Origin of the sequence: Cellulomonas algicola (assembly GCF_019024305.1) — a bacterium.
Classification (GTDB): domain Bacteria; phylum Actinomycetota; class Actinomycetes; order Actinomycetales; family Cellulomonadaceae; genus Cellulomonas; species Cellulomonas algicola.
This window is the reverse complement of sequence record NZ_JAHKSJ010000039.1, coordinates 1-15,383: the sequence shown is the minus strand read 5'-3', so window position 1 is coordinate 15,383 and position 15,383 is coordinate 1. Positions and strand designations below refer to the sequence as shown.

Genomic DNA, 15,383 nt, shown 5'->3' with positions numbered 1-15,383 from the left:
CGTCCCTCCGTCCGCGTCAGCGCACGGTCAGCGGGGCGGGTGCCGACGTCGGCTGCGCCGTGATCGCGTCCTCGAGGATGCCGAGCAGCCGCTCCATGCCGGCCGGCATCTCGTCCTGGACGGCGGAGATGCGGACCGCGAGCGAGTACGTGCGCTCCACGTTGGTGCCGGTCTGCGTGGTGCGCTGGTACGCGGCGCTGACCTTGAGGGTCGCCGAGCCCCAGGCCCACTTGGCGCCCACCTCGAGCGAGCCGTCGACCTTGATCGACTCGTCCGTCTTGGTGTACTCGACGGAGTTGATCTTGGCGTTGAAGTCGATGCTCGTGCTCTCCACCCGGATGTACGGGATGGGCAGCATGGTGAGGATCGGCACCTCGAGCTGCATCTGCTGGATCTGCGCGGGTTGCGCCGGACGGTTCGCCGTCGCCGTGGCCGCACCGCCGGTGCCGGGGTCGTTCGCCGCCGCCGTGATCCGGACGGTCGGGTCGGCGGTGTAGCCGCTCCCGGCGGTGGTGATCGTGATCCCCGTGATCGCGCCGTTCGCGACGGTGGCCGTGGCCGTCGCGGTCGTGCCGCCGCCGCCCGGGGCGCTCACCGTGACGGTCGGCGCCTGCACGTAACCGCTGCCGGCGTTCGTGACCGTGATCGACCCGACCTGCCCGTTGCCGTTGCCGACGGCAGGCACGTAGGGCGCGACCTCCTTCGGATACTTGAAGGACACGTAGATCGGCTCGCCCGTCGACGCGGCCGCGGGGTCCTGCTCGGTGCCGGTCTTCTTGAAGCCGACCTCCTTGATGAAGCTGACGGTGCTCATCGCGGCCTGCGACTGCGCGCGGACCACGGCGACCAGGGGGCCGCCGAGCATCGACTCGAAGTTGATGCTCGACAGCTCGTCTCCGGGCGTGGGCATGGGAGTTCTCCTTGACGAGAGGGACGAATCGGACACGTCGAGTCTCGGGATCTGCTCGCGCGTCGTCGTCGAGCCCACGGGGTGTCCGCGACGTACGCCCCGGGGTGCAGCCGGCGATCAAGGTGCGACCGTGGCGATACCCGCCGCACGACCGAGCACCGCCGCGGGACGGACGCGCGTCCCGCGGCGGTGCTCGGTGGTGCTCGGCCCGGTGCTCAGCTCGTGCGGAGCCACAGGGTCCAGCCGACGAAGATGAAGTTGCAGGTGTACGGGCGGCCCGAGGCGATCCCGGAGAGGTGGCACAGGAGCGGGTCGGGGTAGTACCCCGCGAACTCCCAGGTGCTCGCCGTCCGCACGGCCGACGTGGTCCCCGTGGCGACGACCGGCGACGCGGTGCGCGCGCCGGTCACGGTCACCGTGGGGACGTTCTGCGGCGTCGACGCCTGGGCGCCGGCCGCTCCCACCAGGAGCGCCGCGGCGGTGACGGCGACGGTGGGCAGGACCCGGGCGAACCGGTGGCCCCTGCGCTTCGATTCCTCCGTGTGCACGTGTTCTTCCCCCTCCTCGGGCTCCCGCACCCCACGTCGGGGATGGACGACGGGCTCCCGATGACGGACGACGGGCGAGCCCGAGGCCCGATTCGCCAGACGATAGGTCCGCGCATCCGAGCGGGTCGTCGGCCCGACGCCGGACATCCGGCGTCCACCCCGGGCAGCAGCCGAACGGCGTCGTGCACCCACGGGGGACGACCGCGCGCCGGGCGCGTCAGCGGCGCGCGGGAGGCGGCGGCTCGTCCGGCGCGACGAGGCCGCCGCGGTAGGCCGCGACGACCGCCTGGGCGCGGCTGCCGACGCCGAGCTTCGCGAGGAGCCGGTTGACGTGCGTCTTGACGGTGCCCTCGCTGATCACGAGGTGCTCGGCGATCTCGGTGTTCGACAGCCCGTGCGCCACGAGGACCAGGACCTCGCACTCCCGAGGGGTCAGCCGCGCCAGGTCGCCCGTCGTCGCACGCGTGCTGTCCGGCCGGCCTTTGAACTCGTCGAGCAGCCCCCGCGCGACGGCCGGGTCCAGCCACGCCTCGCCCGCCGCGACCGCACGGATCGCCGACACCAGCTCGTCGGGTGCGGCGTCCTTGAGCACGAACCCCGAGGCGCCCGCCCGCAGCGCCCCGCGCACGGCCTCGTCGACGTGGAACGTCGACAGGACGAGGACCGCGCAGTCGGTCCCGGAGTCGGACGCGTGCTCGACGATGCGCCGGGTGGCCTCGACGCCGTCGAGGACCGGCATGCGCACGTCGACGAGGACGACGTCGGGGCGCAGCGCGCGGGTCTGCTCCACCGCCTCGCGACCGTCGGCCGCGAACCCGACGGTCTCGATGCCCTCCGCGTCCCGCAGGATCAGCGCGATGCCCGTGCGCACGAGCGCCTCGTCGTCGGCCAGCAGCACCCGGACGGTCACCGGGGCTCCGCGGGCAGGACGGCGTGCACCCGGTACCCGCTCGCCGACCCGGGCCCGACGTCGAGGCTGCCGCCGACGAGCTTGACGCGCTCGCGGAGGCCGACGAAGCCGAACCCGCTCGACAGCCCTCGCGTGGCGTGGACCGGCGTCCCGGCGCCGTCGTCGGTGATGTCGAGGACGAGCGCGCCGTCGTCCCACGCGCAGCGCACCGTCGCCGTCGTGCCGGGGCCCGCGTGCCGCGTCACGTTGGTGAGCGACTCCTGGATGATCCGGTACGCGGTGAGGTCCACGCTGGGGTCGAGCGGTCCCGCGGTGCCCGTCGTCGACACCGCGACGGACACGCCGGTCGCGCGGATCTCCTGCACGAGCGCCGGCACGCGCGACAGACCGGGCGAGGTGCCCGTCCCGTCCGGCCCGGGTCCGGGCTCCGCCGCGTCGACCTCGTCCGCGACCGTCCGCAGGACCTCCAGAAGGCGGCGCAGCTCGCTCATCGCCTGCTTGCCGACCGCCTCGACCGACGACAGCGCGTCGAGGACCTCCGGCGACGTGCGCGGCGCCTCCGCCATCAGCACCCGGTGCGCGCCGGTGGTCTGGAGCACCATCACGGTGACGGCGTGCGCGACGACGTCGTGCAGCTCCCGGGCGATCCGCAGCCGCTCGGCGGTCACCGTCGCGGCCGCGAGCGCCTCACCGGAGCGCACGAGCTCGACCGCGCGCGCCCTCGACGCCGCGACCCACCGCCCGACTCCGAAGGCGGTGGTGTCGAGCAGCGTGAACACGGTCATGACGGCGACCACGACGAGCACGGGCCGCGCGCCGCCCACCGACAGCGCCTCGGAGGTCGCCGCGACGCCGTGCGCCGCGAGCACCGCCCCGAGGCACACGACCGCCGGTGCGAGCGGCACGGCCGCGGCCGCCGTGTACAGCGCGACGAGCAGGGTCAGCAGCGGCCGGGAGCCGACCGTCACGGTGAGGAGCACCGCCCAGGCGGCCAGCGTGACGCACACGGCCACGGGCGCCCGACGCCGGAACGAGAGCACCGGGACCGCCGCCGCCCCCGCCGCGACCACGAGCCACAGCGGGACCGGGTCGAGCAGGACCCACGCACGGTCGGTCGGCGCCTCCGTCAGGCGCGTGAACAGCACCGTGTCGATCCCCACGACGAGGACCGCGAGCAGGACGTCGCCACGGCTCGGCGCCGGCGCCGGCGGCCGCAGCGGTGCGGCACCGACCTGCCACCGGCCGCCTTGCCGCCACCGCGACCGCAGCACGGGCTCAGTCCCACCGGAAGATCTGGCAGATCCAGCTGAACTGCGTCGGTGCGGGGCCCGGTGTCACCGCGACGGCGGGCCTGGCCGTCGGGTCGTCGCGCGGCGCGGTCACCTCGCCCGCGGGCGGTGACGCCTCGACGCCGACCTCGGCGAGCACGCTGCTCCAGCTCGGCGCCGGGCCGTCGAGCAGCTCGTGCACCAGCCCTTCGGCGACCTTGCCGAGCGTGGGCACGGCACCGGGCGGTTCCTGCACGACCACCAGACCCAGGCTGCCCGCCGGCGTCGCACCGTCCGGGTACCCGACCGTCACCTCGACCGGCGTCAGCCAGGTCCCGGCGTCGGGACGTCGCAGGCGGATCCGGCTCCCCCGCGGAACCGTGGGCCACGGCGCGAACACCGCCACCAGCTGCTGGTCCGGGCTGGCGACGAGCACGCCGTGCGCGACCTGGTCCTCCTCGACGACGAGCTCCACGGGAGGGAACGTCGCGTCGCCGGGTCCGGTGCTCATGCCGACAGCCCCCCGTCACGTCGTCGACGGCCCGGGAGCACCAGCACCCGCCGGGACCGGTCCGCGCGTCGGCTCGATGGTACCGCTGATGTGACCCAGGTCACACGCTGCGGCGCCTCTGGCCCGCTGGGGCGCGACGACCTGCGGGCACGCGGCCCGTCAGCGGGTGCGGAACGGGCCGTGCAGCGCCGCCCACTGCAGCAGCATGATCGTCTTCGCGTCGGCGACCTCCCCGGTCAGCGTCATGGCGAGCGCGTCCGCGAAGGGCAGCTCGACGACCTCGATGTCCTCGCCCTCCGCGGCGACGCCGCCGCCCGCGTCCGTGCGCTGCGCGGGTGTGTACGGCGCGGCCCAGAAGTGCAGCCGCTCGGTGACCGACCCCGGGCTCATCCAGGCGTCGAAGACCCGCTCGAGCGCCCCGACCTGCACACCCGTCTCCTCCTGCGCCTCGCGGCGGATCGCCGTCTCGGGGTCGTCGTCGTCGAGTAGGCCGGCGGCGGCCTCGAGGAGCATCCCGTCCGGGTGGCCGTTGACGTAGACGGGGAAGCGGAACTGCCGCGTGAGGAGCACCGTCGCACGGTCGGGGTCGTACAGGAGGACGGTCGCACCGTTGCCACGGTCGTACGTCTCACGCTGCTGCCGCACCCACCGCCCGTCGGCGCCGCGGTAGTCGAACGTCGTCCGGCGCAGCACGTGCCACGCGGCGGCGAGCAGCTCCACCGCGACCACGCGGACGCGGGGATTACCCGTGAGGTCGAGGCCGGTGCGGTCGAGGTCGGTGCGGCCACGGTGGTCCGGGCCCCGGGTCCCGGGCTGCGCCGGCGACGGCGTGGAGGTGGTCGTGGTCGTGGTCGATGTCGCAGGGGGCATGTGTGCGACAGTACGTGCAACACTCGGCAAGAACAAGAAAGAACGTGCAGCACCGGGAGGCCGCATGCTCACCGCACAACGTCGTGACGTCCTGCTCGACAGGCTCCACCGCGACGGTCGCATCGTCGCCAAGGACCTCGCCGCCGAGCTCGGGCTGTCACCCGACACCGTCCGGCGGGACCTGCGCGACCTCGCGCAGGCCGGCCTGTGCCAGCGCGTCTACGGCGGCGCGCTCCCGGCGTCCCCCGCCGTCGGCGACCTCGCGAGCCGCAGAGGAGTGAGCGTCGCGAGCAAGGACCGCGTCGCCTCCGCGGCCGCCCGGCTCGTCACCCCCGGCTGCACCGCGATCCTCGACGGCGGCACCACCACGCTCGCGGTCGCCCGGGCGTTGCCGCCCGACCTGGACGCCACGATCGTGACGCACAGCCCGGGCGTCGCGGCAGCGCTGGTCGAGCACCCGCGTGTCGAGGTGGTCGTGCTGGGCGGCCGACTGTTCAAGCACTCGGGGGTCGCGTGCGGTGCTGCGGCCGTCGAGGCGGCGCAGCGCGTCACGGCGGACGTCTTCCTCCTCGGCGTCACCGGTGTGCACCCCACGGCGGGGCTCACCACGGGCGACGCCGACGAGGCCGCGATGAAGCGCGCCCTGGCGCGTCGCGCCGCCGACACGTTCGTCCTGGCCAGCGCGGAGAAGATCGGCGCCGCCTCGCGCTTCGCGGTGCTGCCGCTCGGCGACGTCGCGGGCGTCGTCACGGACGTCGCGGCGGACGACCCGACGCTCGTCGAGCTCCGGCGCGCGGGCGTCGCGCTGGTCCCCGCCTGACGGCCCGGCCCACGGACCCCGCGCGCGGTCGAGACGCGGGTGGACCAGGCGTCAGCCCAGCGTCTCCGCCTCCTGCGCGACGCGGAGGAAGTCCTGCACCTCGACGGGCTCGAGCCGGTCGAGCACGGCGACGGCGTCCTGCTCGTCGACGTACGTGGTGTCGACGCGCCACTCGACGTCACCGACGCGGACGAAGACGTACCGCGTGGCGTTGTCGCGGAGCGTGACGGTGCCGTGCTCCCCGTGACCGATCACCGTGCACGTCGGCTCGGAGCCCAGGGGCGCGCAGTCCGTCCGGTCCGTGCTCACGTCGACGACGTAGTTCGCTTCGTCGGCCGTGCCGGCCCCGCGCCGCCACTGCATCGTGAGGTCGAGGTCCGACCCGGGGTACGGCCACCGCGTCGTCAGGTAGGACCACCCGCCGGGCAACGGGCTGTCGACCGAGCTGCCGTCCGTCAGCGGCAGCGCGCCGTCGAACCTCTGCAGCTCGTCCCGCCGCTCGTCGCCGCGCTGCCAGCGCTGCAGCGCGGTGTCACCCAGCCCCAGCAGGACGACCGCGCCCACGACGATCGCGACCCACCGCCAGCGCGCGTGCCCCGTCACGACGAGCGGCAGCAGCACGGGCAGGCTCAGCAGGCACAGCTGTGCGACCGGACCTCCCGGTGCGCGGGTCAGCGCGACGGCCACCACGAGCGCCGCGAGCACCGCGGCGACCGCAGGGCGCCACCGCTCCCCCGGCGGGAGCCGGCGGAAGGCGACCGACGCCGTCACGACGAGGGCCATCACGCCCACCACCGCCGTGACGCCCAACCCGACGAGGACGAGCCCGAGCCCTTCCCAGCCGACCGACGGGCGGTTCGCGAGCAGCGCGACGACGGCCAGGCCCACGACGGCCACACCACCCGGCACGACGAGCGTGATCAGCGCGGCGACGACGACGTCCCGACGGTTCCCCACAGCCACCGGCGGACCGTACCAGGGAGGCCCGGGCTGCCGTGGCGGATCGGCGCGAGGCGTTCCACGATGTCCACACCGCCCGCGCGACGACGAGAGGTGAGCACGCTCATGGAGCACTGGACGGCGCCGCACCAGGACCGGGAGCGCGTGAGCCGCGACGACGGGCACACCGCCAGAGGCGTCACCGAGCTGATGCTCGTCCGGCACGGGGAGAGCGTCGGCAACGTCGCGGCGTCTGCCGCCCAGCGTGCCGGCCAGGAGGTCATCGACCTCGACACGCGCGACGCGGACACCCCGCTGTCCGCGCTCGGCGCGGAGCAGGCCGCCGCGCTGGGCAGCTGGCTCGCGGACGCGTCGCGCACGACCGGTCCGGACGTCGTGTGGGTGTCGCCGTACGTGCGCGCCGTGCAGACCGCGACGATCGCGCTCGAGGTGGCCGGGCTCGACCTGCCCGTGCACCAGGACGAGCGCCTGCGCGACCGAGAGCTCGGCATCCTGGACCTGCTCACGAGCACCGGCGTCGACGCACGGTTCCCGGCCGAGGCCGCGCGCCGCCGACACCTCGGCAAGTTCTTCTACCGGCCGCCGGGAGGCGAGTCCTGGGCGGACCTGACCCTGCGGGTCCGGTCGTTCCTCACCGACCTGGACCGGTGGGAGGCGGACCACCGCGTCCTCGTGGTCGCGCACGACGCCGTCCTCATGACGGTCCGGTACGTCTGCGAGCGCCTCACCGAGTCGGAGGTGCTCGACCTGGGCCGCCGCAACCCCGTCCGGAACGCCGCGGTGACCCGGCTCGTCCGGGAGCCGAGCCGCCGCCCCGGACCTCCGCGGTGGGAGCTCACCGCGTTCAACGACGACGCCCACCTCCGCACGCAGGGGACGCCTGCCACGACGCACCCGGGAGACACCGATGCCCACCCGCACTGAGCCCGTCACGCCGCGACTCCTGCGCGAGTGGGCGCTGCCGTCGCTCGCCGGCTCGAAGTACGGGCGCGGCCAGGTCGTCGTCGTCGGCGGTGCGCGCACGACGCCCGGCGCCGTGCTGCTCGCGGGCACCGCGGCCTTGCGGGTGGGTGCCGGTCGGCTCACGCTCGCGGTCGCCCGGTCCGTCGCGGTCCCGCTCGCCGTCGCGCTGCCCGAGTCAGGTGTCGTCGGGCTTCCCGAGACCGAGCAGGGCTCGGTCGAGGGCACCGGGCTCGACGTCGTCGCCGACGACCTGCGCGCCGCCGACGCCGTGCTCGTCGGTCCGGGCCTCGACGACGCCGACCGCACCTCGGCCCTGCTCACCGCGCTCGTGCCGCTGGTCCGGCGGTCGACGCCGGTCCTGCTCGACGCCTACGCCCTCGGCGTCCTCGCCGACCTCCCGGACATCGCGGAGCAGCTGCGCGGCCGCCTCGTCCTGACGCCGAACACCACGGAGGCCGCGCGGCTGCTCGGCGTCCCCGACGACGACCTCGACGACACCGCGGCGGACCGCGTCGCGAAGCGTTACGGCGCCGTCGTCACGTGCCAGGGACGCATCGGCGCACCCGACGGCGGCCGGTGGGAGGTCTCGACCGGGACGCCCGGGCTCGCGACCTCGGGGAGCGGCGACGTGCTCGCCGGCGCGCTCGTCGGGCTGCTCGGCCGGGGCGCCGACCTCGCCCAGGCCGCGTGCTGGGCCACGCACCTGCACGCCACCGCGGACGACCGCCTCGCGGTCCGCGTCGGGCGCACCGGCTACCTCGCACGCGAGCTCCTCGACGAGCTGCCCGCGCTGCTCACCGACCTGTCGCCCTGAGCCACGACGACGGCCGACCCTGCGGGTCCACGAGGACGTCGCGCGGGGTCGGCCTGCCTGAGGCTTGTCACGCGGTCCCGCATCGGCCCTGAACTGCGATGATGCATCCATGACCGATGCGCCCGTCACCCGCGTCCTCCTGGCCGACCACGAGCTCCCCGAGGAGTTCCGCACCGGGCACGTCGAGGTCCGACGCATCACGCTCGCGCCCGGGCTCGTCGCGGGCCCGCACACGCACAACGGCCCCGTGTTCGGGATCGTGACGGCAGGCTCTGTCGACTTCCGGGTCGGCGACGGGCCCGTCGTCCGGCTCCGCGCGGGCGACGTCTTCTACGAGCCGGGCGACGAGCGCATCGGCGGCTTCGACGCGACCGACGAGGGTGCCGAGTTCGTCGGCTGGTTCCTGCTGCCCACCGGTGTCGCGGGGACGCTCACGCCCCTGACCTGACGGGCACCGCGGCGCCGCTCGGCGTCACGCTGCCACGGTGGCGGGGTCACGACACTCGGACGTCACGCGTCGAGACCGAGCGCGCGCGAGCAGCGGGCCACCTCGTCCTCCGCGAGCGCGAGGACGGCCGCCTGGACCGAGTCCTGGATCGACGCGGCGCGCCGCGCACCCGGGATGGCGATGAGACGGTCGCTCAGCGCGAGCTCCCAGGCCAGCACGACGCGCTGCGGACTGACCCCGTGCTGCTCGGCGAGCTCCGCGAAGACCGCGAACCGCTCGCCGACCGCACGCGCACCGCCACCCGTGCCGCCGAGCGGGCTCCACGGCAGGAAGGCGATCCCGCGGCTCTCGCAGTGCTTCAGCTCGCCGTAGCTGCCCGGGTGCCGCGGCGAGAACTCGTTCTGGACGCTCGCGAGGTTGCCCTCCCCCAGCACCCGCTCGGCGATCTGGATCTCCTCGACGCTCGCGTTCGAGATCCCCAGCGCCCGCACCTTGCCCTGCTTCTGGAGCTCCAGGAGGTTCTCCATGACCTCGCCGTAGACCATCCACCGGTCCGGGCGGTGGTATTGGTACAGGTCGATCGTCTCGACCCCGAGGTTCCGCAGGGACTTCTCGACCGCACCCTGGAGGTACGCGAGCGAGCCGTCGCGCCCCCACGACTCCCCCCGCCCGCGGGTGATGCCGCCCTTGGTCGCGATCACGACGTCGCTCGTGCCGCCGCCCCACGTACGCAGCGCCTGGCCCACCAGGCGCTCGTTGTGGCCCATGGCATCCCACGACGGGGCGTAGATGTCCGCGGTGTCGATCAGCGTCACACCTGCGTCGAGAGCGGCGTGGATCGTCGCGATCGCGTCGTCCTCGCTCGGGTACGCCTTGTCGTCGTTCATGGACAGGGGCATCGCGCCCAGTCCGACGGGGCTGACGTGGAACGGGCCGAGCTGTCGCGTGTGCACGCGTCCATGCTGCCCTGCGCCCGGCTGCTCGGCTCGGGGGACGTCGGTGTGCTCGTGCGGTCGTCGGGTCGTCGCCGCGCGGTTAGCGTCGGTGCATGTCGGACGATCCTCCTCTCGCACCGCCGAGGACCTCGTGGTTCGCCGCGCTCCGCGCTCGACCCGTCCTGTGGGCGCTCCTGCCGGGGATCCTGCTCGTCGTCGCCGGGCTCTGGGTGTTCCTCGCCGTGCTCGACGGCGTCCGGGAGAAGGACGACCTGTGGGACCTCGACCAGCCCGTGCTGGAGTGGCTGGTCACCCACCGCAGCACCGGGTGGACGTCCGTCCTGGCCGCCATCACGTTCGTCACGGGGCCGACGGTCCTGCCGGTCGTCGTGCTGGTCGCGTGCGTGGTGTGGGGCCTGGTCCGACGCGAGTGGTGGCGGCCCCTGCTCCTCGCCGGGGCGATGATCGCCTCGACGCTCATCAGCCTGGCGGTCAAGGGCCTGGTCGGACGCGAGCGACCGCCCGCGGAGACCATGTTCGTGCCGGGCGCGGAGACGACGGCGTCGTTCCCCTCCGGGCACACCATCGGGACGGCGACGTTCCTCCTGGTCGCCGGGTACCTCGTGTGCAGCCGCACACCGACCGTCCCGCGCGTCGTGGCCTGGAGCGTGCTGACCGTCGTCGGCACCTCGGTGGTGGCGCTGAGCCGCCTGTACCTCGGGTACCACTTCCTCACGGACGTCGTCGCCGCCGTCGCGCTCGCGATCGCCGTCCTCGGGGGCGTCGTCGTCGTGGACCGGTGGCACACGCTCCGCCGGCAACCGGAGGCGCTCCCGGTCCCGTCATGACCGTGCGGGCGAGCCCTGCCCGCGTCGAGCACGACGGGCCGTCGATCCCTCCCGTCCGTCGGCGGCGCTGCGATCCTTCGCCAGGGCGCGGGTGTCGCGCGGGGCACGGGAGTGCCGTGGCGGCTCCCGGACCGCAGACTTCGAGAGAGGCGCCGTCGTCGGCGTCCCGCGCAGCAGAACCGAGGAGCCCCCATGTCCGTCGCCGACCCGCCTCGCGACCTGCGCGAGTACATCGAGTACCTGCGCGACAGCGGTTACACCGTCCGGGACGGCCACACGCCGGACCCCGACCTCATCGACCCGCAGGGCAACCCGGTCTACACGTGGCGCGAGGGCTACCCGTATCCGGAGCTCATGGACCGCGACGACTACGAGCTCGAGAAGTACCGCCTCCAGGTCGAGCTGCTGAAGTTCCAGTACTGGCTCGAGGACAACGACAAGCGCGCGATCATCCTCTTCGAGGGCCGCGACGCCGCCGGCAAGGGCGGCACCATCAAGCGGTTCACCGAGCACCTCAACCCGCGCACGTCACGCGTCGTCGCGCTCGGGAAGCCGAGCGACCGCGAGCGCGGCCAGTGGTACTTCCAGCGGTACACGCAGCACCTGCCGACGGCCGGCGAGATCGTCATGTTCGACCGCTCCTGGTACAACCGCGCGGGCGTCGAACGGGTCATGGGCTTCTGCACCGAGGACGAGTACCAGACGTTCATGGGCCAGGCGCCGTGGTTCGAGAAGGCGCTGGTCGACTCCGGCACCCACGTCACGAAGCTGTGGTTCTCGGTGTCGCGGACCGAGCAGCGGACCCGGTTCGCGATCCGCCAGCTCGACCCGGTGCGGCGCTGGAAGCTCTCCCCCATGGACCTCGCGTCCCTCGACCGGTGGGACGACTACACGGCCGCCAAGGAGGAGATGTTCCGCCGCACCGACAAGCGGCACGCGCGGTGGACGATCATCCGCTCGAACGACAAGAAGCGGGCGCGGGTCAACGCGATGCGCTTCTTCCTCAACCAGTTCGACTACGACGGCAAGGACGCCGAGGTCGTCGGTCGGCCCGACCCGCTGCTCGTGATCCGACGCAAGGACGAGCCGACGGGCGAGTGACCCCGCGGGACGACGCGGAGCGACGCCGAACGGCGCCGGACCGTCGACGACGGCTACGGGTCGAGGCCGCTGACGAACGCGACGGTGGCCGCGGAGATCTGCTGCCGCGCGTCGTCGTGGGAGATCGTCGGGGTGCCGTCGCCGGGCTGCGGGCCGTAGTCGCCGAAGAAGGCGTGGACCGCGCCGTCGATCACGGTGAAACCGGCGTCCGGCGGGAGGTCCGCCTTCGACGCGTCGATCTTCTCGGGCGTCGACAGCCCGTCCCGCGAGGCCGAGACGGACTCGACCGCGGCGGTGAGGAAGCCGCTCACGTCGCCCGCGGGGTAGGAGGCGTAGAGCAGCAGCCCGACGACGGGTGCGGTGGCGTCGTCGTCCGCCGCGTCGGCCTCCGTGGACGCGACGACCCCGCCCAGCGAGTGGCCGCCGACCACCCAGCGCTCGGCACCGGCGACGGCGGCGCGGGCGTCGTCGAACGCCCCGACGGCGAGGAACGCAACACCGAGCGGCTGCTTGGCGATGACGACCGGGTGACCCGCCTCCGCCACCGGGCGCAGCACCGCGGCGTAGGCGCGCGCCTCGACCTTGGCCCCGGGCTGGAAGAAGACCGCGGTCCCGCTGACCTCACCGGTCGGCTCCAGCCGGACCTGCGTGGCGGTCTCCGTCACCGTCACGGCAGCGTCTGACGTCATCGCGGCGAGCGCCGGCTCGACGGCCGTGAACGGTCGCAACCACGCCATCGCCGCGACCCACGCGACCGAGGCGACGACCAGGACGACGTCCGCGACCCGCCGCCACCCTGCGTGCGCCCCCCGAGGGCGCCGGTTGCGCCACAGCACCAGCACGCAGCCCAGCACGGTGAGGCCGAGCAGGACGGCGTAGGCCGGGTGGCCGTGGACGACCGCACCCCACGCGGTGACGCAGGCCCACACGACGACCACCAGCCCTGCGGCCGCGACCGCGCGGACCACCCAGGTGAACCAGGCCGGCCGCGTCGAGCCGACGGTCTCGTCACGTTCCTCGCGCTCAGCCACGTCCCAGCCCTCTCGGTCGACCGTCAGCCCTCTCCCGGACCCGGTCGCGGTGGATCAGCACCTCATGGTCGGGGGTGACCGCCGGAGGTGCGACCCGTGCGCGCCCGTCGCTCCGCCGAGCAGCGCACGTCGCCGGACCGATCCGTGGCCACGACGGCGAACGACCACGTCCGGCCCCTGTGCTGAGGAACCGACGTGGCCTCGCGATGTGCCGTCAACGGCGAAGAGGCCGCTTCTCGGTGAGGAGAAACGGCCTCTGACCTGCGATTACGGTGGAGCTGAGGGGACTCGAACCCCTGACCCCCTGCATGCCATGCAGGTGCGCTACCAGCTGCGCCACAGCCCCGTTCCGAACCCGCCGGAGCGGGTCCCACACCCTTGCGGGCGCTCGGAGAGTCTAGGACGAACCCCGGGCGATCTCCTAATCGGGGTCGCGGGTCTCGGCGTCCGCACCGGACTCGCGGCGGTCGGGGCCGGCGTTCCAGTCGGTCGACGCGTCGGTCGGGCCGAGGTTGTAGCCGGTGAGCCGCCAGCCGGGCACGCCGTCGAGCGTGGTCGCGACGAGCTCGGTCCAGTGCGCGTTCAGCATCCCGGCGAAGGCGTGCAGCCGGTCCCCCAGCCCGAGCAGGCGGCCGACGGTCGAGCTGATCGCGGACCCGTGCGACACGATCACGAGCGTGTCCGCAGGGCCGAGTGCGGCGGCGTGCTCGGCGACCGCGAGGGCGACCCGGTCGGCGACCTCGGCGCGCGTCTCGGCGCCGACCCCCTCGGGCTCTCCCCCGGCCCGCCAGACGGCGAACTCGTCGGGCCACGACGCGACGATCTCGTCGCCCGTGAGGCCTTCCCAGATGCCGAAGCCGCGCTCGCGCAGGCGCGGGTCGACGACGAGCTCGAGGTCGGCGGACCGCGCCAGGTACGCGGCGGTGTCGTGTGCACGGCTGAGGTCGGACGTCACGATGCGCGTCGGCTCGTGGCGCGCGATCATGCGCGCAGCCGCCGTGCGGGCCTGCCAGCGGCCGACGTCGTCGAGCGGGATGTCGACCTGACCCTGGAGGCGCGCGGAGGCGTTGTGGGCGGTGCGCCCGTGCCGCCACAGCAGCACGCGTCCGGCGGTCACGCCTCGCTGCCCTCGCCGTGCACGTCGGCGGGGAGCTCGATGAGCGGGCAGTCCTTCCAGAGCCGCTCGAGCGCGTAGTAGACGCGGTCCTCGGCGTGCTGGACGTGCACGACGACGTCGCCGAAGTCGATGAGGACCCAGCGGCCCTGCCCCTTGCCCTCGCGGCGCACGGGCTTGCTGCCGAGGTGGAACAGCGCCTCCTCGACGGCGTCGACGATCGCGCCGACCTGCCGCTCGTTGGTGCCGGAGGCGATGAGGAACACGTCGGTCAGGACGAGCTGCTCGCTGACGTCGAGCGCGATGATCTCCTGCGCCTTGAGGTCGGACGCGGCGCGGGCCGCCGCCACGGCGAGCTCGACGGCTCGTTCGGTCGCGGGCACGGAACTCCTCGGGTGGTTCGGTCAGGTGGTGAGCGGGGCGCTCACGTGGGTGGCGTCCGCCGCCGGGGCCGCGTTCGCAGCGGGCTCCTCGCCGCGGGCGTTGTTGAGCAGCAGCACGATGAGGAAGCCGAGCACGAACGCGACGAGCGCGAGGACGATCAGGTGCAGCCACGTGTACGGGTGGCGGGGGCGCTCGTCGTCGTCCTCGTCGTCCTCGTCGTCGTCCTCGTCCAGGTCGTCGACGCGCGTCGCGCCGGCAGCCGGTGCGTCGGTGCGCTTGCCGAAGGGGGCGCCCGCGACCGGACCTGCGGGTGCGCCGGCGGCAGCACCGCCCGCGCTGCCCCAGGAACCGGGGACCGCGGTGGCGGGACCGCCCGGGGCCGCGCTGAAGGCTTCGGGCGCTGCCGGTGCGGCGGCGGGCGCCGACGACGTCGCGGACGGCCAGCCCGGGCTCGCCGACGGCTGCTGCGGCACCTCGGGGCCGGCGGGCCGCGCGTCGGTGCGGGCGGCGGACGGGTTCCACGAGGAGGCGGACGGCGACGGGCTCCACGACGCGGACCGGTCGGTCTGCGACGCCGAACCGGCGGACCACGACGACGAGGCGCCGCGCGGGTCGGCCGGTGCGGCGGACGCGGGCCGACGCTCGGGCGACGAGGCAGGCGGCGTGGCGGCTGAAGCGTCGGGGCGCGACGGCGTGGGCCAGCCCGCGGGCTGCTGCGGCCACGACGACGCGGCCGGGGCGGGTGCGGGCGACGGCGCCGCTGCGGACCCGTACGACGGGCGCGCGGTGGTCCCGCCGCCGTAGGACGGCGTGGCGGGCGACTGCCCGTAGGTGGGCGACGCGGCCGGGCGCTGGGCGGGGGACGCCGACGGCCGCGGTGCGGCCTGCGCAGGCGGCGCGGCCGGAGCCGCGGGTCGCGGGGCGGCCTGCTGCTGCGGGGGTGCGGCG

General features: G+C 74.4%; 17 protein-coding genes, 1 tRNA gene and 1 pseudogene. 6 read left to right on the top strand and 13 right to left on the bottom strand.

Annotated features, from left to right (window positions below):
• Positions 1–16: 16 nt before the first annotated feature.
• The 6 genes from KOV94_RS20050 to KOV94_RS20025 all read right to left on the bottom strand — a co-directional run bounded on the left by KOV94_RS20050 (position 17) and on the right by KOV94_RS20025 (position 5,017).
• Positions 17–910 (bottom strand): DUF2589 domain-containing protein, encoded by an 894-nt coding sequence (locus tag KOV94_RS20050; protein WP_124342671.1) that lies wholly within the window; start codon positions 908–910, stop codon positions 17–19.
• 215 nt (positions 911–1,125) lie between these two features.
• Positions 1,126–1,458 carry a hypothetical protein gene (locus tag KOV94_RS20045; protein WP_218052998.1) on the bottom strand — a complete coding sequence of 111 codons (333 nt, stop codon included), beginning with the start codon at positions 1,456–1,458 and terminating at the stop codon, positions 1,126–1,128.
• Positions 1,459–1,675: 217 nt separating this feature from the next.
• Complete coding sequence (locus tag KOV94_RS20040) at positions 1,676–2,368, bottom strand: response regulator (RefSeq protein ID WP_218052997.1); 693 nt, start codon at positions 2,366–2,368, stop codon at positions 1,676–1,678.
• Positions 2,365–3,639, bottom strand: coding sequence for a sensor histidine kinase (locus KOV94_RS20035; RefSeq protein WP_218052996.1), 1,275 nt, complete (start codon positions 3,637–3,639; stop codon positions 2,365–2,367). Before KOV94_RS20035 ends, KOV94_RS20040 begins: the two co-directional genes overlap by 4 nt.
• Before the next feature lie 4 nt (positions 3,640–3,643).
• Positions 3,644–4,147 carry a hypothetical protein gene (locus KOV94_RS20030; RefSeq protein ID WP_218052995.1) on the bottom strand — a complete coding sequence of 168 codons (504 nt, stop codon included), beginning with the start codon at positions 4,145–4,147 and terminating at the stop codon, positions 3,644–3,646.
• 159 nt (positions 4,148–4,306) lie between these two features.
• The gene (locus tag KOV94_RS20025) at positions 4,307–5,017 is read right to left on the bottom strand and encodes an NUDIX domain-containing protein (protein WP_218052994.1); all 711 of its coding nucleotides are present in this window, start codon (positions 5,015–5,017) and stop codon (positions 4,307–4,309) included.
• 64 nt (positions 5,018–5,081) lie between these two features.
• On the opposite strand from KOV94_RS20025, the gene KOV94_RS20020 reads away from it, so the two are divergent.
• Entirely contained in the window at positions 5,082–5,837 is a 756-nt protein-coding gene (locus tag KOV94_RS20020) for a DeoR/GlpR family DNA-binding transcription regulator (protein ID WP_218052993.1), read from the top strand.
• A gap of 51 nt (positions 5,838–5,888) precedes the next feature.
• On the opposite strand, the gene KOV94_RS20015 is transcribed toward KOV94_RS20020, so the two are convergent.
• A complete protein-coding gene (locus KOV94_RS20015) occupies positions 5,889–6,800 on the bottom strand; it encodes a hypothetical protein (RefSeq protein WP_218052992.1) in 912 nt (303 codons plus the stop codon).
• A gap of 90 nt (positions 6,801–6,890) precedes the next feature.
• Here KOV94_RS20015 and KOV94_RS20010 point away from each other — a divergent pair, with 90 nt between their 5' ends.
• The 3 genes from KOV94_RS20010 (at position 6,891) to KOV94_RS20000 (ending at position 9,022) form a co-directional block, all read left to right on the top strand.
• Entirely contained in the window at positions 6,891–7,721 is an 831-nt protein-coding gene (locus tag KOV94_RS20010; RefSeq protein WP_308160689.1) for a histidine phosphatase family protein, read from the top strand.
• The gene (locus KOV94_RS20005; RefSeq protein ID WP_124342679.1) at positions 7,705–8,574 is read left to right on the top strand and encodes an NAD(P)H-hydrate dehydratase; all 870 of its coding nucleotides are present in this window, start codon (positions 7,705–7,707) and stop codon (positions 8,572–8,574) included. Before KOV94_RS20010 ends, KOV94_RS20005 begins: the two co-directional genes overlap by 17 nt.
• Before the next feature lie 109 nt (positions 8,575–8,683).
• Positions 8,684–9,022, top strand: a complete 339-nt coding sequence (locus KOV94_RS20000) for a cupin domain-containing protein (protein WP_124342680.1) — start codon at positions 8,684–8,686, stop codon at positions 9,020–9,022.
• 62 nt (positions 9,023–9,084) lie between these two features.
• On the opposite strand, the gene KOV94_RS19995 is transcribed toward KOV94_RS20000, so the two are convergent.
• A complete protein-coding gene (locus KOV94_RS19995) occupies positions 9,085–9,975 on the bottom strand; it encodes an aldo/keto reductase (RefSeq protein ID WP_124342681.1) in 891 nt (296 codons plus the stop codon).
• Positions 9,976–10,070: 95 nt separating this feature from the next.
• On the opposite strand from KOV94_RS19995, the gene KOV94_RS19990 reads away from it, so the two are divergent.
• Positions 10,071–10,805: a phosphatase PAP2 family protein gene (locus tag KOV94_RS19990; RefSeq protein WP_218052991.1), complete on the top strand. Its 735-nt coding sequence runs from the start codon at positions 10,071–10,073 to the stop codon at positions 10,803–10,805.
• A 192-nt stretch (positions 10,806–10,997) separates the two neighbouring features.
• Positions 10,998–11,906, top strand: a complete 909-nt coding sequence (gene ppk2 / locus KOV94_RS19985) for a polyphosphate kinase 2 (protein WP_218052990.1) — start codon at positions 10,998–11,000, stop codon at positions 11,904–11,906.
• Positions 11,907–11,959: 53 nt separating this feature from the next.
• Here ppk2 and KOV94_RS19980 read toward each other — a convergent pair whose 3' ends face one another.
• The 5 genes and pseudogenes from KOV94_RS19980 to KOV94_RS19960 form a co-directional block, all read right to left on the bottom strand.
• The gene (locus KOV94_RS19980; RefSeq protein WP_218052989.1) at positions 11,960–12,937 is read right to left on the bottom strand and encodes an alpha/beta hydrolase; all 978 of its coding nucleotides are present in this window, start codon (positions 12,935–12,937) and stop codon (positions 11,960–11,962) included.
• Positions 12,938–13,210: 273 nt separating this feature from the next.
• Positions 13,211–13,283, bottom strand: a tRNA-Ala gene (locus KOV94_RS19975).
• Between the two features lie 75 nt (positions 13,284–13,358).
• Positions 13,359–14,054, bottom strand: a complete 696-nt coding sequence (locus tag KOV94_RS19970) for a histidine phosphatase family protein (RefSeq protein WP_124342690.1) — start codon at positions 14,052–14,054, stop codon at positions 13,359–13,361.
• Complete coding sequence (gene rsfS, locus KOV94_RS19965; protein WP_124342691.1) at positions 14,051–14,434, bottom strand: ribosome silencing factor; 384 nt, start codon at positions 14,432–14,434, stop codon at positions 14,051–14,053. The genes KOV94_RS19970 and rsfS overlap by 4 nt, the downstream gene beginning before the upstream one ends.
• Before the next feature lie 21 nt (positions 14,435–14,455).
• Positions 14,456–15,383 (bottom strand): annotated as a pseudogene (locus KOV94_RS19960) (hypothetical protein); the annotation flags it as partial.